This window comes from Cloacibacterium caeni, assembly GCF_907163125.1.
Classification (GTDB): Bacteria; Bacteroidota; Bacteroidia; order Flavobacteriales; family Weeksellaceae; genus Cloacibacterium; species Cloacibacterium caeni_B.
In genome coordinates, this window is the sequence record NZ_OU015319.1 from 2,069,394 (window position 1) to 2,087,782 (window position 18,389).

General features: G+C 33.2%; 18 protein-coding genes. 13 read left to right on the top strand and 5 right to left on the bottom strand.

Annotated elements, in window-relative coordinates; translation table 11 throughout:
* Nucleotides 1–4 precede the first annotated feature (4 nt).
* Both KKQ79_RS09585 and KKQ79_RS09590 read right to left on the bottom strand, forming a co-directional pair.
* Complete coding sequence (locus KKQ79_RS09585) at nucleotides 5–1,456, bottom strand: sensor histidine kinase (RefSeq protein ID WP_213189926.1); 1,452 nt, start codon at nucleotides 1,454–1,456, stop codon at nucleotides 5–7.
* Between the two features lie 3 nt (nucleotides 1,457–1,459).
* Nucleotides 1,460–2,044, bottom strand: coding sequence for a riboflavin synthase (locus KKQ79_RS09590; RefSeq protein WP_213189928.1), 585 nt, complete (start codon nucleotides 2,042–2,044; stop codon nucleotides 1,460–1,462).
* Nucleotides 2,045–2,151: 107 nt separating this feature from the next.
* Here KKQ79_RS09590 and pdxA point away from each other — a divergent pair, with 107 nt between their 5' ends.
* The 6 genes from pdxA (at nucleotide 2,152) to rocD (ending at nucleotide 7,435) form a co-directional block, all read left to right on the top strand.
* On the top strand, nucleotides 2,152–3,240 hold the full coding sequence (pdxA, locus tag KKQ79_RS09595; protein ID WP_213189930.1) for a 4-hydroxythreonine-4-phosphate dehydrogenase PdxA: 1,089 nt from the start codon (nucleotides 2,152–2,154) through the stop codon (nucleotides 3,238–3,240).
* 48 nt (nucleotides 3,241–3,288) lie between these two features.
* Nucleotides 3,289–3,813: a YceD family protein gene (locus KKQ79_RS09600; RefSeq protein ID WP_213189931.1), complete on the top strand. Its 525-nt coding sequence runs from the start codon at nucleotides 3,289–3,291 to the stop codon at nucleotides 3,811–3,813.
* 31 nt (nucleotides 3,814–3,844) lie between these two features.
* Nucleotides 3,845–4,045: a 50S ribosomal protein L32 gene (gene rpmF, locus KKQ79_RS09605; protein WP_069797844.1), complete on the top strand. Its 201-nt coding sequence runs from the start codon at nucleotides 3,845–3,847 to the stop codon at nucleotides 4,043–4,045.
* 116 nt (nucleotides 4,046–4,161) lie between these two features.
* Nucleotides 4,162–4,638: an acetyl-CoA carboxylase biotin carboxyl carrier protein gene (gene accB, locus KKQ79_RS09610; protein WP_213189932.1), complete on the top strand. Its 477-nt coding sequence runs from the start codon at nucleotides 4,162–4,164 to the stop codon at nucleotides 4,636–4,638.
* Between the two features lie 96 nt (nucleotides 4,639–4,734).
* A complete protein-coding gene (accC, locus tag KKQ79_RS09615; RefSeq protein WP_213189933.1) occupies nucleotides 4,735–6,093 on the top strand; it encodes an acetyl-CoA carboxylase biotin carboxylase subunit in 1,359 nt (452 codons plus the stop codon).
* Between the two features lie 103 nt (nucleotides 6,094–6,196).
* On the top strand, nucleotides 6,197–7,435 hold the full coding sequence (gene rocD / locus KKQ79_RS09620; protein WP_213189935.1) for an ornithine--oxo-acid transaminase: 1,239 nt from the start codon (nucleotides 6,197–6,199) through the stop codon (nucleotides 7,433–7,435).
* 45 nt (nucleotides 7,436–7,480) lie between these two features.
* Here rocD and KKQ79_RS09625 read toward each other — a convergent pair.
* Together KKQ79_RS09625 and KKQ79_RS09630 are read right to left on the bottom strand one after the other, a co-directional pair.
* A protein-coding gene (locus KKQ79_RS09625; protein ID WP_213190712.1) for an IS3 family transposase occupies nucleotides 7,481–8,835 on the bottom strand; the annotation gives its coding sequence in 2 pieces (ribosomal slippage) (nucleotides 7,481–8,361 and nucleotides 8,361–8,835; 1,356 coding nt in all).
* A gap of 62 nt (nucleotides 8,836–8,897) precedes the next feature.
* Nucleotides 8,898–9,242 (bottom strand): phosphomannose isomerase type II C-terminal cupin domain, encoded by a 345-nt coding sequence (locus tag KKQ79_RS09630; RefSeq protein WP_069798819.1) that lies wholly within the window; start codon nucleotides 9,240–9,242, stop codon nucleotides 8,898–8,900.
* A gap of 111 nt (nucleotides 9,243–9,353) precedes the next feature.
* On the opposite strand from KKQ79_RS09630, the gene gltX reads away from it, so the two are divergent.
* On the top strand, nucleotides 9,354–10,865 hold the full coding sequence (gene gltX, locus KKQ79_RS09635) for a glutamate--tRNA ligase (protein ID WP_213189936.1): 1,512 nt from the start codon (nucleotides 9,354–9,356) through the stop codon (nucleotides 10,863–10,865).
* Nucleotides 10,866–10,917: 52 nt separating this feature from the next.
* On the top strand, nucleotides 10,918–11,874 hold the full coding sequence (locus KKQ79_RS09640) for an acetyl-CoA carboxylase carboxyltransferase subunit alpha (RefSeq protein WP_213189937.1): 957 nt from the start codon (nucleotides 10,918–10,920) through the stop codon (nucleotides 11,872–11,874).
* Between the two features lie 36 nt (nucleotides 11,875–11,910).
* Here KKQ79_RS09640 and KKQ79_RS09645 read toward each other — a convergent pair whose 3' ends face one another.
* Nucleotides 11,911–12,486, bottom strand: a complete 576-nt coding sequence (locus KKQ79_RS09645) for a DUF6759 domain-containing protein (protein ID WP_213189938.1) — start codon at nucleotides 12,484–12,486, stop codon at nucleotides 11,911–11,913.
* Between the two features lie 122 nt (nucleotides 12,487–12,608).
* Here KKQ79_RS09645 and tsf point away from each other — a divergent pair, with 122 nt between their 5' ends.
* From tsf to KKQ79_RS09670, 5 genes are all read left to right on the top strand, one after another.
* A complete protein-coding gene (gene tsf, locus KKQ79_RS09650; RefSeq protein WP_069798828.1) occupies nucleotides 12,609–13,433 on the top strand; it encodes a translation elongation factor Ts in 825 nt (274 codons plus the stop codon).
* Between the two features lie 108 nt (nucleotides 13,434–13,541).
* Nucleotides 13,542–15,848, top strand: coding sequence for a choice-of-anchor L domain-containing protein (locus tag KKQ79_RS09655; protein ID WP_213189939.1), 2,307 nt, complete (start codon nucleotides 13,542–13,544; stop codon nucleotides 15,846–15,848).
* 100 nt (nucleotides 15,849–15,948) lie between these two features.
* Nucleotides 15,949–17,409 (top strand): IMP dehydrogenase, encoded by a 1,461-nt coding sequence (gene guaB / locus KKQ79_RS09660; protein WP_069798834.1) that lies wholly within the window; start codon nucleotides 15,949–15,951, stop codon nucleotides 17,407–17,409.
* A gap of 78 nt (nucleotides 17,410–17,487) precedes the next feature.
* Entirely contained in the window at nucleotides 17,488–17,985 is a 498-nt protein-coding gene (locus tag KKQ79_RS09665) for a hypothetical protein (protein ID WP_213189940.1), read from the top strand.
* Nucleotides 17,986–18,001: 16 nt separating this feature from the next.
* Nucleotides 18,002–18,373, top strand: coding sequence for a DoxX family protein (locus tag KKQ79_RS09670; protein WP_213189942.1), 372 nt, complete (start codon nucleotides 18,002–18,004; stop codon nucleotides 18,371–18,373).
* Nucleotides 18,374–18,389 lie beyond the last annotated feature (16 nt).

Below are 18,389 nucleotides of genomic sequence, written 5' to 3' on the forward strand. Positions count from 1 at the left end.
AAGGTTAAACGTTTGTTGGAAGAATGATGGTGAATTTGGTTCCTTTTCCTTCTTCGGATTTCACAGAAATATCGCCTTTATACTCTTCTATCATTTTTTTGACCATGGTTAAACCGAGTCCCATTCCAGAATTTTTGGTCGTAAAATTAGGCTCGAAGATTTGCTCTAATTTATCTTTAGGAATACCAATTCCGTTGTCTTCTATAACGATGATGATTTTCTTATTGAAAAGTTCTGCATCTATATTGATGATGGATTTTCTTTGTTCAGAAACCGCTTGTTTTGCATTGGTAATCATATTGGTGAAAATCCTAGAAAGATAAATTCTATCCATTCTCACAGGCATCATATCTTTATTCGCATGGAAATAAATATTACCATCATCATTGAAAACTCTTACCAAATTTTCTAATTCTTCTTTTAAGTTAAAAGATTCATCATTTTTTGGTGGCAACTTGGCAAATTCTGAAAAAGCACTTGCTACAGTAGCTACTAAATCGATTTGATCAACCAAACTTCGACTTAGATTTCTAACTTTTTGGTCAATTTCTGGGTCATTTTTATCAAATTTCCTCTCAAAATTCTGAATGAGCAACTTCATTGGCGTGAGCGGATTTTTCACTTCGTGGGCAACTTGTTTCGCCATTTCTCTCCACGCTTCTTCTCTTTCTTTATTAGCCAAAAGCATTTTTTGGTCTTCAATTTGGTAAATCATTTTGTTATAAGATTTTACCAAACCACTTAATTCATCATTTTGAAAATACTTAATCGGTTTCATTTCTCTACCAAAAAGCGTAGTTCTGGTAATGAGCTCAGAAATCCTTGTAATCGTTTTGGTCAAATTTTTAGAAATCACCCAACTTAGCCAAATACTCAACAAAATGAGGAAAAGATTGACCAAAATAATGTACTGAACATATTTATTAAATGCACCTGCATAAATATTATCATTGTGATAAAAAGGAAAATACACAATCGCAATAGGCTCTAACATGTTATTCCTAAGAATCATATAAGAAGAGGTGACATTACTGCCCACTTTTTGATCGTATTCTTGTACATCTACTCTTTTGTCAGACTCCAAAACATTCATTAACGTTTCATGAGGAATTTTTTTCTGCGCTACAAGATTCAGTTCCTTATTGGAAACCAAATAATTACCTTGTAAATCATAAAGAATTACATCATGTTTATTAATATCTGAAATCTCGTAAATTTCGTTTTGGAGAATATTGACTAAATCTTTGTCTTGAGTAATATTAGTATGGCTTACTGCGTAATCTAGCGTTTTCATTAATGCTTCAAACTTATTTTGCATTTCTGTAACGCTCTGTTCATCTGTAGATTTTTTGATGATAAGATAAGACATAGCTGTAGAACCTATGATACTGAAAAAACAGACTACCATAAATCCTATAAAAATTTTAGTTCTTAAGCTATAGCTATGTAATGCCATGTTTTATCTCTTCATAAGCTTGGCTACATATTTTCCAATAATATCGAATTCTAAATTTACACGGTCTCCCACTTTTAAAGTATTCATATTGGTATGTTCCCAAGTGTACGGAATTATCGCCACAGAAAACTGATTTTCTTTGCTATCAGCAACAGTCAAACTAATTCCATTTACAGTAATAGAACCTTGCGGAACTGTGGTAAAAGAACCATCTTCTTCGTAAGTAAATGTTAAATAATAACTTCCGTTAATATTTTCGATAGCAACAATTGAGCCAGTTTTATCTACATGACCTTGTACAATATGACCATCTAACCTGCCATCCATTTTCATACAACGCTCTAAGTTTACTATGCTACCTACTTTCAATTCGCCCAAATTGGTTTTTTCTAGCGTTTCATTTATTGCCGTAACCGTGTACAAATCACCATCTATTGATTCCACAGTAAGACAACAACCATTATGCGCTAAACTCTGGTCTACTTTAAGTTCTTGTGTAAAAGGACCGCTAAAAGTAAAGACAACATTAGTCCCTTGTTTTTCCAATTTTTCTACCTTTCCTGTCGCTTCAATTATTCCTGTAAACATATTTTGTTTATATAAGTTAAAGTTTTAAAATATTAGATTAAAGATTTATAAATTAAAAATCACTAAATTTGTAACAATCTTTTTTTAAAATTCAAAGATAATTAAAAATGAATTCTAAACACCATAAAATTAAGGTAGGAATTTCAGTGGGAGATTTTAACGGAATAGGCGTAGAAATCATCCTAAAAGCACTGAAAGACAAAAATATTACTGACTTTTTCACTCCAGTAATTTTCGGTTCTGGAAAATTATTTTCTTACCAAAAAAATGTGTTTAAGATTAACACCACTTTTAATTATGTACAAAGTGCCAAAGAAGCCGCTAATGGAAAACTCAACATTGTCAATCTCTGGAAAGACAATGTAAATGTAGACTTCGGGACACCTACTGAAGAATCAACTAAAATGGCTATAGATTCTTTAGAAGCAGCTACAGATGCTTTAATGAAAGGTGAAATAGATGTTTTGGTAACCGCTCCTATCAATAAAGACGAGATGATGAAGCAAGGCTTCAAACATGCCGGTCACACTGGTTATTTTGAAGAAAAATTTGGCAAAAAAGGACTTATGTTTCTCGTTACAGAAGGATTAAAAGTTGCCGTTTCTACCCATCATATTCCTGTTTCAGAAATTTCTAAAAATATTTCTAAACAAAAAATAAAGGAACAAGTAAGAGTTCTCAACCAATCATTGATTGAAGATTTCTGCATTCAAAAACCCAAAATTGCTATTCTAGGCCTTAATCCTCATGCTGGAGACGGCGGTGCAATTGGCAAAGAAGAAATAGAAATTATAGAACCTGCTATTAAAGAATTATTTAATGAAGGAATTTTAGCTTTTGGCTCTTTCCCTGCAGACAGCTTCTTCCAACCAGAGAAATACAGTTCATTTGATGCTGTTCTAGCAATGTATCATGACCAAGGATTAGCTCCTTTTAAAACATTAGCTTATGAAGAAGGCGTAAATTACACTGCTGGATTGCCTTTCATAAGAACTTCGCCAGATCATGGAGTAGCGTATGACATTGCAGGTAAAAATTTAGCAGATGAGCAATCTTTTTCTGAGGCTATTTTTACAGCGATTAAAATTTTTAAAAATAGAAACGAGTATCAAGACCTCATAGAAAACCGCTTGAAACCAAGAGTTTTAGCTCACGACAATGGTATAGATGAAGATTTACCAGAAGAAAATGAATAAAACTTTTGTTATTTAAAAAAATTAACTTATTTTTGCACACCATTTTTTATGGACAAATTTAGAAATTATGACGTAGCATTTTCAGGGCTTAAGACTGGAAAGCACGAATTTAAATTTGAAGTAGAACAAGCGTTCTTTGATTTATTCGAGACTGAACAAGAGTTTTCAGGCGCTAAAATAGACGTAGATGCACTATTAGAAAAGCACTCTACATTTTTAGATTTCCTGATTAAAATCCATGGAATAGTAAATTTAGTTTGTGACATCACCAGCGAAACATTTACTCATCCTATAGAAAACGAAATAAAATTCTTGGTAAAATTCGGAGAAGAATATGATGATAGTAATGAAGAAGTAATTACCATCCCACAAGGAGATAGTGCTTTTAACATTTCTCAGGCAATTTACGAAGCAGTAATATTATCTATTCCTATGAAAAAAATCTCTCCTAATGTAAAAGAAGAAGATTTTGAACTCATCGAAAAATTCAGTCCCAAAGAAATTGAAGAAGAAGAAACCCTCGAAATAGACCCTCGTTGGGAAGCTTTGAAAAAATTAAAAGACAAAAAATAGAAATCTTACATAAAGTTTAAAGAATTACAAAATGGCACATCCTAAAAGAAGACAGTCATCTACTAGAAGAGATAAAAGAAGAACTCACTACAAAGCTGTGGTTCCTCAATTAGCAAAAGATGCAACTACAGGTGAATTACACTTGTATCACAGAGCACATTGGCATGAAGGAAAACTATACTACAGAGGAAAAGTAGTATTAGAGAAACAAGTAGAAACTACTGAAGACTAATTAAGAAAAAGCGTAGCTTTTTTCTTTTCGATAAAAAAACCATTCTCTTTTTATGAAAAATTGAATGGTTTTTTGTTGTTTTATTACTATATTTGAAGCCGTAAAAAATTATATATATGGACTCTAAAGAATTATTAAATCTTATAAGATTCGTAGCAAAAGCTGGTGTTTCTGAAGTGAAATACAAAACAAAAGATTTCGAAATCAACATAAAAACTCCACTTGCTGGTAGTGAAGCAGTAAGTTATGTACCTCAACCTGTAGCTTATCAAGCTCCTGCAGCTCCAGTTGCCGCACCTGCTGCCGCTCCAGCTACCGAAACAAACGCTGAATCAACTTCTGACGACAGCAAATATATCACTATCAAGTCTCCTATGATTGGTACTTTCTACAGAAAACCATCTCCAGACAAAGATGTATTCGTAAATGTAGGTAGTGAAGTAAAAAATGACACAGTGGTTTGTGTAATCGAAGCAATGAAATTATTCAACCAGATTGAAGCAGAAGTTTCTGGAAAAATTGTTAAAATTTTGGTAGATGACGCTTCTCCTGTAGAATATGACCAACCGTTATTCTTAGTAGACCCATCATAAGTAATTTTAAATTATAAATTATAGATTTTAAGTGAATCTTTTTCATTTTAAAATAATTTAAAATTCAAAAATTTAAAATTTAAAATTTCTAAAAAGATGTTCAAAAAAATATTAATTGCCAATCGTGGAGAGATTGCTATGAGGATTCTTCGTACTTGTAAAGAAATGGGAATCAAAACAGTAGCAGTTTATTCTACTGCAGACAAAGACAGCTTGCATGTGAGATTCGCAGACGAAGCTGTTTGTATAGGACCTCCTGTAAGTAAAGATTCTTATCTTAAAATTTCTAATATCATTGCTGCTGCAGAAATTACCAATGCAGATGCTATCCATCCTGGTTACGGATTCTTATCAGAGAATGCAAATTTCTCAAGAATTTGTGAAAAAAATGGAATAAAATTCATTGGTGCCACTCCAGAACAAATAGAAAAAATGGGAGACAAAGCTACGGCTAAATCTACCATGAAAGAAGCTGGTGTTCCTTGCGTTCCTGGTTCTGATGGCTTAGTTCCTAACTATGAAACCGCTGCTAAATTAGCCGAAGAAATTGGCTATCCTGTAATGATTAAAGCTACAGCTGGTGGTGGAGGAAAAGGAATGCGTGCTGTTTGGAAGGCAGAAAACCTAAGAGATTTATGGGATTCTGCTGTACAAGAAGCTACTGCAGCTTTCGGAAATGGAGGTATGTATATGGAAAAACTTATTGAAGAACCAAGACATATTGAAATTCAAATTGCTGGAGACCAATATGGTAAAGCATGTCACCTTTCAGAAAGAGATTGCTCTGTTCAGAGAAGAAATCAAAAACTAACTGAAGAAACTCCATCTCCATTCATGACCGAAGAATTGAGAGAAAAAATGGGAGAAGCTGCTGTAAAAGCTGCAGAATATATTGGTTATGAAGGTGTAGGAACTATAGAATTCTTAGTAGACAAACATAGAAATTTCTATTTCATGGAAATGAATACCAGAATTCAAGTAGAGCACCCTATTACTGAACAAGTAGTTGATTTTGACTTGATTAGAGAGCAAATTTTATTGGCGGCTGGTCAACCAATTTCTGGTAAAAATTACTATCCAAAATTACACTCTATAGAATGTAGAATTAATGCGGAAGATCCTTTTAATGATTTCCGTCCGAGTCCAGGAAAAATTACTGAATTGAACATTCCTGGAGGTCACGGAGTAAGAGTAGATACTCACGTTTACAAAGGATATACCATTCCTTCTAACTATGACTCTATGATTGCTAAAATTATTACTACAGCGCAAACTAGAGAAGAAGCAATTGCAAAAATGAAACGTGCTTTAGAAGAATTCTACATTGCAGGAATTAAAACAACCATTCCTTTCCATAGACAATTGATGGAGCATCCTGATTATCTTGCAGGAAACTACACCACTAAATTTATGGAAGATTTTGTAATGGATAAATCTTACGAAAACATTATTTAAAACATTTTAAATAAATGAAAAAGTTGTCTTGAAAAAGGCAACTTTTTTTATTGAAAAATTCTAAAATTAAAATGTACATTTGTAAAAATTCAATAATACATTTATGTCTACAAAAAACGCTCAATATTATATAGATTTAGAAGATAAACATGGTGCTCACAACTATCATCCGCTTCCTGTTGTATTAGATAAAGGAGAAGGTGTATATGTTTGGGATGTGGAAGGGAAACAATATTTTGATTTTCTATCGGCATATTCTGCTGTAAATCAAGGACATTCTCACCCAAAAATTGTAAAAGCACTTACAGACCAAGCTCAGAAACTTTCTCTTACTTCTAGAGCGTTCTACAATTCAAACTTAGGAGAATACGAGAAAAAAATCACTTCGCTTTTCGGATTTGACAAAGTTCTCCCGATGAATTCTGGTGCAGAAGCCGTAGAAACTGCCATTAAACTCGCTAGAAAATGGAGCTACGAAGTCAAAGGAATTAAAGATGGTTATGCTAAAATAATCGTTTGTGAAAACAACTTCCACGGAAGAACTACCACGATTGTTTCTTTTTCTAATGACAAAGATGCACACAATAATTACGGACCATTTACACCCGGATTTTTAAGAATTCCATACAACGATATTGAAGCACTAGCAAAGGTTTTAGAAGATGAAGCAGAACACATCGCTGCATTTTTAGTAGAGCCTATTCAAGGGGAAGCTGGTGTATATGTTCCAGATGAAGGATATTTAAAAAATGCTTCAGAATTATGTAAAAAGTACAATGTTCTTTTCGTGGCAGACGAAGTTCAAACAGGTATTGCTAGAACAGGAAAATTAATCGCTTGTCACCATGAAAATGTACAACCAGATATTCTTATTTTAGGAAAAGCACTTTCTGGAGGAATGTATCCAGTTTCTGCTGTTTTGGCAAATGATAACATTATGCAAGTTATCCATCCTGGTCAGCATGGTTCTACTTTTGGAGGGAATCCATTAGCTTGCGCAGTTGCAGTAGCAGCTTTAGATGTAGTAGAAGAAGAAAAACTATCAGAAAGAGCAGAAGAATTAGGAAAATTTTTCCGTGCTGAAATTCAGAAAATCATTGCTAAGACAGATTTGATTTATCAAGTGAGAGGAAAAGGCTTATTGAATGCTATTTTAGTGAATGACACTCCAGAGTCACCTACTGCATGGAATCTTTGCATGCAATTTGCAGAAAATGGTTTATTAGCAAAGCCTACTCATGGTAATATTATAAGACTAGCTCCACCATTGGTAATTACCAAAGAACAATTGCTAGAATGTGTAGCCATTATAGAAAAAGTAATCTTGAATTATAAAAAATAAAAAAATCCCGAGTATTTTAGACTGCACCCAAAAGTTTAGACAAAATTAAACAATATTTTCAAAGGAAAGAGTTCGGTACTGTACCGGACTCTTTCCTTTGAGATTGAGTCTTATTCTATCATTGTTGTAATAGTGAATGTACTTCACTATTTCCATCTTAAGTTCCTGAATGGAACCAAACTTTCTGGCATAAAACATTTCTGATTTTATCGTTCCAAAAAAGTTTTCTATCACCGCATTGTCCAAACAGTTTCCTTTTCGGGACATACTTTGAATAATACCTTTTTCTTTTAACAAGTTTTGGTAATGTTTCATTTGATATTGCCAACCTTGATCAGAATGTAGAATGATGTTTTGTGTAGATTTTACTTTTCTGAATGATTTCTTTAGCATTCTGATGATTTGGCTAAACACAGGTCTTTCAGATAAGTCAAAACTGACAATTTCACCATTAAATAAATCGATGATTGGAGATAGATAAAGTTTATTACCCGATACATTAAACTCTGTAACATCGGTTGCCCATTTCTGATTAGGAGTGTCCGATTTGAAATTCCTCTGTAGAACATTGGGCGCAATTTTCCCTTGCTCTCCCTTGTAAGATTTATATTTCTTCACTCGGATAATACTCTTTAAACCTAATATTTTCATAAGTCGTAAAACAGTTTTGTGATTAATCAAAATTCCTTTTTCTTTCAAAAGCAAAGTAATTCTTCTATAGCCCAACCTTCCTTTGTGACGATGATAAATCTGCTTAATCATTTCTTTTATTTCCGCATATTTATCTTTCATTTGAAAGCGTTTTTGATAGTAATAAAAACTGCTTCTTGCCATCGATGTACAATGCAGCAGTACTGCTAAATCAAAGTCCTGCCTTAACTCTTCGATGGCTTTGGATTTTTCCTTTCCTGAATTAAGGCGTCTAACTTTTTTAAAATGGCGTTCTCGGCTTCTAAATAATAAATCCTCTCCAACAGTTCTTCCTCCCTTGTTAAGGGCTTGCCTGTTTTCTTTTTTTTTCGCTTGTAATTACTCATGGTTTTAGGTCTTCCTCTGGGTCTGTTTTCTAAACCTAAAATACCATTTTTTTTGTAATTTCGCTGCCAACTAAGAATACTGGACTCCGCAGGAATATTAAACCTTCTCGACGCTTCTTTTAAACTTAAATTCTCTTTCTCAATTACTGATAAAATCTTTAATTTAAAATCTTTTGTGTAATGCGTATTGGAAAGCCGAACAAGTCCTGAAACTCCATAAAGTTCATAAAATTTTATCCATTTACGAACCAAGGAACCACAAACTCCAATGCGTTTTCCTAAATCGTCTGTTCCAATATCCCCTTTGTGATATCTCTTTATAGCTTTTAATTTAAAGTCTACTGAATATTTACTTTTCCCCATAAAAAATGCCCCTAAAAAGTGTCTAACTTTTTGGGGGCAGTCCATTTTCGGGATTTTCTATTTTAATTTCTTTCGTAATCGTCTTGTATTCTTACGATATCATCTTCGCCAAAATAAGTTCCAGTTTGTACTTCTACAAAAACCAAAACTTTATCACTGCGATTCTCTATTCTATGTTTAGCTCCTTGAGGAATAAAAATACTCTGCCCATATTGTAAGAAATTTTCTTCCCCGTCTAATACTACTACCGCCTCTCCTTCTACGATTGTCCAAAATTCTTGACGATGATGATGGTATTGATAAGAAAGTCTTTGATTAGGTAAAACTTCTATTCTTTTTAATTTAAAATTAGGTTCATCTTGTAATACAAAATACTTTCCCCAAGGTCTTTCACCAATTTCTAGCATGTTTTTAAAGTTTAAATTATATTACAAAATTAAGAAATAAAAATTTTAGGTACTCCATAATAATCAGAAAACTATAAAAATCGTAAATTTGCAACTTAAAATTTCTAAAAAATGAGCAAAGTAAGAGTGCGTTTTGCACCAAGTCCGACTGGACCTTTACATTTAGGTGGTGTAAGAACAGCGTTATACGATTATCTTTTTGCCAAAAATCAAGGCGGAGATTTCGTGCTGAGAATAGAAGATACAGATACAGCAAGATATGTAGAAGGTGCAGAAGAATACATTATGAAAGCTCTAGAATGGTGCGGCATTATTCCAGATGAATCCCCAATTCATGGAGGAAACTACGGACCTTATAGACAATCAGAAAGAAGACATATTTACGACAAATACACCGCAGAAATCCTGAAAACGGATTATGCATATATTGCTTTTGACACTCCCGAAGAATTAGAAAAAGTAAGAGCAGAATACGAAGCAAAAGGCGAAGTTTTTTCATACAATAATTTCACCAGAAATAGTATGAGAAATAGTCTTACACTTTCTGAACAAGAAACTCAGGAACTCATCAATCAGAACGTTCCTTATGTAGTAAGATTTAAAATGCCGATTGATAGAATTGTAAATTTAGATGACATCATCAGAGGAAAATCTTCTGTAAACACCAATACTTTAGATGATAAAGTTTTGGTAAAAAATGATGGAATGCCAACTTATCATTTCGCCAATATTATAGACGACCACGAAATGGAAATCACACACGTAATCCGTGGTGAAGAATGGCTTCCTTCAATGCCTTTACACATTTTATTATATGAAGCAATGGGTTGGACTGCTCCAGAATTTGCACACCTTTCTCTGATTCTAAAACCAGAAGGAAAAGGAAAATTAAGCAAAAGAGACGGCGCAAAATTTGGATTCCCTGTTTTCCCGATGAATTTTTATGACGAAGCAACTGGCGAAACGTACAAAGGTTACAAAGAAGAAGGTTATTTACCAGAAGCTTTTGTAAATTTCTTGGCACTTCTTGGTTGGAGTCCTTCTGATGATAAAGAAATCCTAAGTCTAGAAGAAATGGCTGCTGAATTTGATTTGCATAAAGTACACAAAGCAGGCGCAAGATTTTCTAAAGAAAAAGCAGAATGGTTTAATCATCAATATCTTCAGAGACAGTCTAATGAAGAGCTTTTAGAAGGTTTTAAAAATTTAGAAGAAACCAAAAATATCAATCTTTCAGACGAAAAATTATTAAAAATCATTGGCTTAATGAAAGAAAGAGCCACTTTCGTGAAAGATATTTATACACAAGGAAAATTCTTCTTCGAAGCACCTGCTTCTTACGATGAAAAAGCAGTAAAAAAAGCTTGGAACGAAGAAACAGCTTCCATCATGACAGAACTTTCTGAAAAATTAAACACTACAGAATTTAAATCCGAAATTTTGAAGGAAGAAATTCATCATTTAGTAGAAGAAAAAGGTTTAGGTTTTGGGAAAGTCATGATGCCTCTTAGACTCGCTCTAGTAGGGGAATTAAAAGGACCAGACGTGCCAGATTTATTAGAAATTTTAGGCAAAGAAGAAAGTTTAACAAGGCTAAAATTAGCCATAGAAAAAATAAAATAATTCTTTCAAACAAGAAATTTTACTACATTTGGAGGATTAATTCTAAACAAAAATGGAATATTTAGATTTTGAATTACCAATTAAGGAGTTAATGGAACAATACCAAACTTGTTCTTTAGTTGGTGAAGAAAGCGGTGTAGATATGAAATTGGCTTGCAGCCAAATTGAAGACAAAATCATCGAAAAAAAGAAAGAAATCTACGGAAATCTTACGCCTTGGCAAAGAGTTCAACTATCACGTCATCCAGACAGACCATACACATTAGATTTTATTAATGGAATAGTAGACAAAGATAGTTTTGTAGAATTACACGGTGATAGAAATTTTGCTGATGATCCTGCAATGGTAGGTGGTCTTGCAAAAATAGACGGTCAAAGTGTAATGATTATCGGAACTCAAAAAGGAAGAACTACTAAGGAAAGACAGCGCAGAAGATTCGGGATGAGTAATCCTGAAGGTTACAGAAAAGCGCTTAGATTAATGAAATTGGCAGAAAAATTCAGAATTCCTGTTGTTACTTTCATTGATACTCCTGGAGCTTATCCTGGTTTAGAAGCCGAAGAAAGAGGTCAAGGTGAAGCCATTGCTAGAAACATCTATGAAATGTGCCAAATGAAAACGCCTATTATCACCATTATCATTGGAGAAGGTGCTTCTGGTGGTGCTTTAGGAATTGGCGTAGGAAATAAAGTATACATGCTAGAAAATACTTGGTATTCTGTAATTGCTCCAGAAAGTTGCTCTTCTATTTTATGGAGAAGCTGGGAGCACAAAGAAACTGCTGCCAATGCATTAAAACTTACTCCACAAGATATGCTGAAAGAGAAAATCATCGATGGTATTATAGAAGAACCACTTGGTGGAGCTCATTACGACCCACAAATAGCTTATAATAATGTAAAGAAAAATATTTTAACCAATATTAAATCTCTCAAAAATTTCACTGGTGATGAATTAGTAAATCACAGACAAGAGAAATTTATTGCAATGGGTAGATTTGTAGGTTAATTTTTCTAAAAAATTTTAAATTAAAAAAGTCAGAAATTATTTTCTGACTTTTTTTGCTGCATTCAAGTTGATTTCTATATCTTGAGTAACATTTTTTACAGATGCGTATTGCGCATTACAAATCATCGTGGTAATTCTGTACGTCCCTTTCTGCACCAGAATATAATTTTCACCCATTTTAGGAACATCTAGATTATAGAATTTTTTTCCTTCGAATTTTACAATGAGGTTACATTCAGATTTATTTCTAATCAAAACGTAAGCATCTTTTTTATTGGGGTCATTATTAAATAAGTGCGTAAGAACTTCGGCAGTACGTTTTGCTTTAGCATCTGGTTCTCCTTTCGCCTCACTTTTTTCTACCTGTTTTTCTAATTTTTCTGTATTCAACGGTTGTATACTCGGTTTAGCGGCTGCATTTCCACTCCCAGTCATACTGTTTAGCTTTCTCTGTAGAAAAGGAGTGTTTTTATTATTAGGATATTTTTTAATAAATTCTGCAATCACTTTAGTGTCTTTACTCAGCATTGCTTTGTCTAATTCCTGAGAAGTTTGCGAAAACGAAAAGGTGGAAAAGACTAGCAAAATAAGAAGTAAAAGTTTGTTTTTCATTTCAGTTTATTATCAATTATTTTTAGAAATATAACGCAAAAACCCTATTTTTAGTTTACACGAAATTTCATATCTTTGCATCTCAAAATTTATGCCACAATAATAAACAAAAAATTTCAATTATGTATACACCAGTTGCTGCAGACGTAGCTAAACTTAGAAACACGACAGGTGCAGGTATGATGGACTGCAAAAAAGCGCTTACAGAAGCTGAAGGAGATTTCGAAAAAGCTATTGAAATCCTTAGAAAAAAAGGACAAAAAGTAGCTGCTAACAGAGCAGATAGAGAATCTACAGAAGGAGCTGTAATTGCTAAAGTAAATGCTGACCACACTGCAGGTGTTGTAATCGCATTAAACTGCGAAACTGACTTCGTTGCTAAAAACGAAAGCTTCGTAAAATTAGCTCATGATTTCGCTGAAAGAGCGCTTAATTTTGACTCTAAAGAAGATTTCTTAGCTTCTGACTATAATGGTATTTCAGTTGCTGAAAAATTAATTGAACAAACAGGAGTAATCGGTGAGAAAATTGAAATCGGTGCTTTTGAAAAATTAGCAGGTGATTTCGTAGGTTCTTACATCCACGCTGGTAATAAAATCGCTACTCTTACTTCTCTTTCTGCTAACGTAGAAGGTGCAGAAGATGCTGCTAAATCTGTAGCAATGCAAGTTGCTGCTATGAACCCAATCGCTTTAGACGAAACTCAAGTTTCTCAAGAAGTTATTGACAGAGAATTAGAAATCGAAAGAGATATCTTAACTAAAGAAGGAAAACCTGCAAACATTATTGACAATATCCTTAAAGGAAAAATGCAGAAATTCTACAAAGAAAACACTTTAGTACACCAAGCTTTCATTAAAGATGGAGGTATGTCTGTAGCTGATTTCGTAAAATCTGTAAACGGAGACTTAAAAGTAACAGGATTCAAGAGAGTTGCTCTTTCTTAATTCTTTTTAAATACTTAACTCATAAAAAACTCTGTAAGAAATTCTTACAGAGTTTTTTTTATGCATTATTGATAATAATAAAGTAAATTTGCTGTCCATTTTATAAAAATGAATTCATCTAAGAATCTTAGTTTCATATTATTACTATTCATCACGTTCATTAATGCTCAATACATTAATGTAAACACTTCTTTTTCGGCAAATGATTTAGTCGATAAACTTATTGGCACAAATAATAATTGTTTATTAATATCTAATGTTTCAATTTCTGGATGGGATTTTGGCGCTGGTGATACTAGCTATGGATTTTTCACTAAAGGATCTAGCAATTTTGAAATAGATGAAGGCATTATATTATCTACTGGAAAAGCTAAAAAAGCTGAAGGTCCTAAAAATGATACACAAAGTGAATACAATTTTTATTGGGGAAAAGATCAAGATTTGATTGATATACTAAATAAATATCATTTAGACACGACAAATATCCGAAATGCAACATCTTTAGAATTTGACTTCATCGCCAATACTGACAAAATAAGTTTCGAGTATATGTTCTTATCTGAAGAATATAGACCCAGAAATTGTTACTATTCTGATGCATTTGCCTTTTTGATTAAAAAAGCCGACAACTCCGAAGCATATCGAAATATTGCAATTGTACCAAACACTACATCGCCCGTTACCTCTCTTACGATAAGTGGAGCAAACACCTGCCCACAAAACATTAATTATTTCGGAGGATACCTAGGAATTGACGACCCGAACAACTCGCCGACAAATTTCAATGGACAAACCAAAGTACTGAATGCAGAATCTAGCATTGAAAAAGGTGTAAAATACCACATAAAACTTGTAATTGCTGACCATGGAGACTCCAGTGGTCGCTATGATTCTGCTGTTTTCCTGAAAGCAGGAAGTTTTGTAGGCAGTAAAGATATTGGTACAGATAGATTAATTTCAACCAACAATCCGCTTTGCGAGGGAGATAATTTGACTTTAGATGCTACTGAACCCGGATCAACTTATCAATGGTACAAAGATGGAAATATACTCTCAGGGGAAACATCTGCTACTTATACAGTTAATTCGCCTGGCAAATATGAAGTCTATATTTCTAATTCTAGTTGCAATTTAAGAGGCGCAATTCTAGTAGAATATCTAGAAAAAGTAATAGTAGCTCCTACAACATTCACGAATTGCGATACTAATTTTGACGGAAATATTCCCATTAAATTAGATGACTTAAATACTACTATCATTACCAATTACAAACCTGAATTTGTAGTAAAATATTATCAAAATTTAACAGACGCTACCCTTAGTAACACCAATACTTTGCCCAACAATTGGTCATACAATACAGACACTACCATTTATGTAAGAGTAGAAAACGGTGTTTGCGCGCCAGAAATTCAACCTATTGAATTTAAATTAGGAACTACGCTAAATCTTTTAACAAATGAGGCTACACCTCCATCTATTTGTGATGATGATTTAGATGCTATAAAATCTGTAAATCTTAAAACATTTGAGCCTTTCTTTACCACAGACAATAGCGTTTCCATCACTTATTTCAACTCTGAAAATGATGCTAAAAATAATGTCAATCCTATTTCGAGCACACAAAATATTACTTCAACCGGATCTTATTTCTTAAGATTCGAAAAAGCTAATTTTTGTCCGAATTGGGCCAAAATTACCGTAAATATTAAAGCTCCAAAAGCTTCTACTGATTTACAAAACAAAACCATTTGTAAAAACACCACCGCTGAGGTAGATGCAGGTACCAATTTCATTTATTACAAATGGAGCAACGGAACCGAAGGAGAAACGCTCCACAATGCTACTTATGGAATAGGAACGCATTATGTAGAACTTACTTCTACAAATGGTTGTGTTTACAAGCAATCTTTTACGATTTCAGAAGCAGTAGACCCTGTAATTGACAGCGTGATAGAACAAGGAAACAGGATTACCATAAATGTTTCTGGCGGAACTGCACCTTATGAATATTATTTAGACCAGAGAAATTGGCAGAATTCTAATGTTTTTTATAATCTTAATAGAGGTATACAAAAAGTCTACGTAAGAGATGCATATGTCTGTACACCTGTTGAATATGAATTTACCATTATTAATATTATTAATGCCATTACTCCAAATGGTGATGGAATAAATGACGTCTTAGATTACTCAGATTTACGAGTGAAAAAAGACGTGAAAATTTCTATTTTTGATAGATTTGGGAAAAAAGTGTACTCTAGTGAAAAACAATCCAATTACATTTGGAATGGAACAGAAAACGGAAGAAGCATCGTCACGGGAACATATTGGTATGTTTTAGAATGGACAGAGCCTGATACCAACACTAAGGTTACATATAAAAACTGGATTATTGTGAAAAACAGGAATTAAATACGATACAAAGCTTCCTAAAATTTAGGAAGCTTTTTTATTAAGAAAATTTAATTTTCATGATTAAAAAAAAACGTTTAATTTTGCAAAGAAAGTAAAGATGTCTATTCACAACAAAATCGTAGAAACCGCCATCACTTTCGATGATGTGCTTCTTATCCCTTCTTACTCAGAAGTTTTACCCAATCAAGTTTCTCTTAAATCTAGAATTTCAGACAAAATCACGCTCAATGTCCCTATCGTTTCTGCAGCGATGGACACCGTTACAGAAGCAGATTTGGCGATTGCTATTGCCAGAGTTGGAGGTTTAGGTTTTATTCATAAAAATATGCCTATTCCAGAACAAGCTGCACAAGTAAACCGTGTAAAACGTTCAGAAAACGGAATGATTGCTGATCCTGTTACGCTTTCTAAAGATCATACTTTGGCTGAAGCCAAGGAACTTATGGCGAAATATAAAATCTCTGGACTTCCAGTAGTAGATACAGACAATAAATTAATTGGAATCATCACCAATCGTGATGTAAAATATCAAGAAAATCTTTCTGCAAAAGTAGAAGAATTGATGACCAAAGAAAATCTTATCACTTCTGATAAATCTACCAACTTAGAGCAAGCCAAAGAAATTTTACTCAAAAACAGAATAGAAAAACTACCGATTGTAGATTCAGAAAATCATTTGGTAGGATTAATTACCATAAAAGATATAGACAATCAATTAGAATATCCTCAAGCCAATAAAGACCAAAACGGAAGATTAATCGTAGGAGCTGGAGTTGGTGTAGGAGATGACACGATGACTAGAGTTGCTGCATTAGTAGAAGCTGGTGTAGATATTATCGCAGTAGATTCAGCGCATGGTCATTCTAAAGGTGTTCTCGATAAAATTACAGAAATTAGAAATGCTTTTCCAGATTTAGATATTGTAGGCGGAAACATCGTAACAGCAGATGCAGCTGAAGCTTTAATTAAAGCTGGAGCTAACGTATTAAAAGTAGGAGTTGGTCCTGGTTCTATTTGTACAACAAGAGTTGTAGCTGGAGTTGGTGTTCCTCAACTTTCGGCGATTTATAACGTTTACGAAAAAGCTAAAGAATATAATGTAGCTGTAATTGCCGATGGTGGAATTAAACTTTCTGGTGATATTGTAAAAGCTATCGCTTCTGGAGCTGGTGCAGTAATGCTTGGTTCACTTTTAGCAGGAACGGAAGAAGCACCAGGTGAAGAAATTATTTTCCAAGGTAGAAAATTCAAATCTTATCAAGGAATGGGAAGTCTTTCTGCCATGAAACGTGGTGGAAAAGAAAGATATTTCCAAAGTGAAGCCAAAAAATTTGTTCCAGAAGGAATTGAAGGAAGAGTTCCATACAAAGGAAAATTAGAAGACGTTATCTTCCAATTAACTGGAGGAATTAGAGCTGGAATGGGCTATTGCGGAACAAAAGATATTGAAACTTTACAAAAAGACGGAAAAATGGTGATGATTACAGGTTCTGGATTGAAAGAATCTCATCCTCACGATGTAATTATTACGCAAGAAGCTCCGAATTATTCACTATAATTCCTAGAAACTTTAAAATAGAAATCTCTCAAAAATTTTTGAGAGATTTTTTTTTATCTTTACTAAAAACTTAAAACTATGATTGAATTAATATGGGGAATATTAAATTTTGCTTTAATCTTCTATTTATTTTATATATTACTTTACTCTGTAAAACTAATAAAAGAAAAATTTGGAATTTTTGCTTCATTTATTTTTGTTTTTGGGATAATGTCTCTTGCTTCTTCAGAAAATAAAGAAAATGACTCAAAAGAATTTCCTTTAGAGAAAAAAATAAATTCTGAAATAAACAAAATAAGTAGTTTTAAAATAATTAGAATAGATAAGCAAATTTCTACATCAAAAAATTTATTTATTTATTTTAAAAACATCAATGGAAGTATCGCTCCAGTCAAATATTCAAGTACTTATGATGGCTTTGTTTCTGGAAAATATTGGGATGTTTCTGATATTAATTTAACAAAAGTTCAAAATAATACATATAGGTATAAAGTTGATGGAACTCTTAAATGGAGAATTTTTGGTTTAGAATTATATTCACAACCAAAGTATTATTTTGGAACAGTAAATTTTTAAACCAGAACTTAAAAATATGAAAACAGTTTACAACATTTTATGCATTCTCTTCGGAGTGGGAATGATTATTTTCGGGGCAAATAAATTTTTCAACTTTATGCCAACGCCAAAACTAACTCCACAACAACTAGAAATGTTCAATGCTTTTGGCAAAATTGGTTGGTTAATGCCTCTCATTGCGATTACAGAAATTCTAGGAGGACTTTTAGTATTACTTCCAAAAACTAGAGCAGTTGGCGCATTAGTAATATTGCCTATCATCATTGGAATTTTAGCGCATCATTTTCACCATGATCCTGCTGGAATTGTTCCAGGATTGGTTTTCGCGGTGATTTTACTTTGGATTTTGTGGGAAAACAGAAAAAAATATGCTCAACTGATGAACTGATATTCTAAAGCTCAAT

Bases quoted from the DNA above. Each gene is read 5' to 3' on its own strand.
- KKQ79_RS09585 (WP_213189926.1), bottom strand. From the start codon at position 1,456: ATGGCATTACATAGCTATAGCTTAAGAACTAAAATTTTTATAGGATTT.
- KKQ79_RS09590 (WP_213189928.1), bottom strand. From the start codon at position 2,044: ATGTTTACAGGAATAATTGAAGCGACAGGAAAGGTAGAAAAATTGGAA.
- pdxA (WP_213189930.1), top strand. From the start codon at position 2,152: ATGAATTCTAAACACCATAAAATTAAGGTAGGAATTTCAGTGGGAGAT.
- KKQ79_RS09600 (WP_213189931.1), top strand. From the start codon at position 3,289: ATGGACAAATTTAGAAATTATGACGTAGCATTTTCAGGGCTTAAGACT.
- rpmF (WP_069797844.1), top strand. From the start codon at position 3,845: ATGGCACATCCTAAAAGAAGACAGTCATCTACTAGAAGAGATAAAAGA.
- accB (WP_213189932.1), top strand. From the start codon at position 4,162: ATGGACTCTAAAGAATTATTAAATCTTATAAGATTCGTAGCAAAAGCT.
- accC (WP_213189933.1), top strand. From the start codon at position 4,735: ATGTTCAAAAAAATATTAATTGCCAATCGTGGAGAGATTGCTATGAGG.
- rocD (WP_213189935.1), top strand. From the start codon at position 6,197: ATGTCTACAAAAAACGCTCAATATTATATAGATTTAGAAGATAAACAT.
- KKQ79_RS09630 (WP_069798819.1), bottom strand. From the start codon at position 9,242: ATGCTAGAAATTGGTGAAAGACCTTGGGGAAAGTATTTTGTATTACAA.
- gltX (WP_213189936.1), top strand. From the start codon at position 9,354: ATGAGCAAAGTAAGAGTGCGTTTTGCACCAAGTCCGACTGGACCTTTA.
- KKQ79_RS09640 (WP_213189937.1), top strand. From the start codon at position 10,918: ATGGAATATTTAGATTTTGAATTACCAATTAAGGAGTTAATGGAACAA.
- KKQ79_RS09645 (WP_213189938.1), bottom strand. From the start codon at position 12,486: ATGAAAAACAAACTTTTACTTCTTATTTTGCTAGTCTTTTCCACCTTT.
- tsf (WP_069798828.1), top strand. From the start codon at position 12,609: ATGTATACACCAGTTGCTGCAGACGTAGCTAAACTTAGAAACACGACA.
- KKQ79_RS09655 (WP_213189939.1), top strand. From the start codon at position 13,542: ATGAATTCATCTAAGAATCTTAGTTTCATATTATTACTATTCATCACG.
- guaB (WP_069798834.1), top strand. From the start codon at position 15,949: ATGTCTATTCACAACAAAATCGTAGAAACCGCCATCACTTTCGATGAT.
- KKQ79_RS09665 (WP_213189940.1), top strand. From the start codon at position 17,488: ATGATTGAATTAATATGGGGAATATTAAATTTTGCTTTAATCTTCTAT.
- KKQ79_RS09670 (WP_213189942.1), top strand. From the start codon at position 18,002: ATGAAAACAGTTTACAACATTTTATGCATTCTCTTCGGAGTGGGAATG.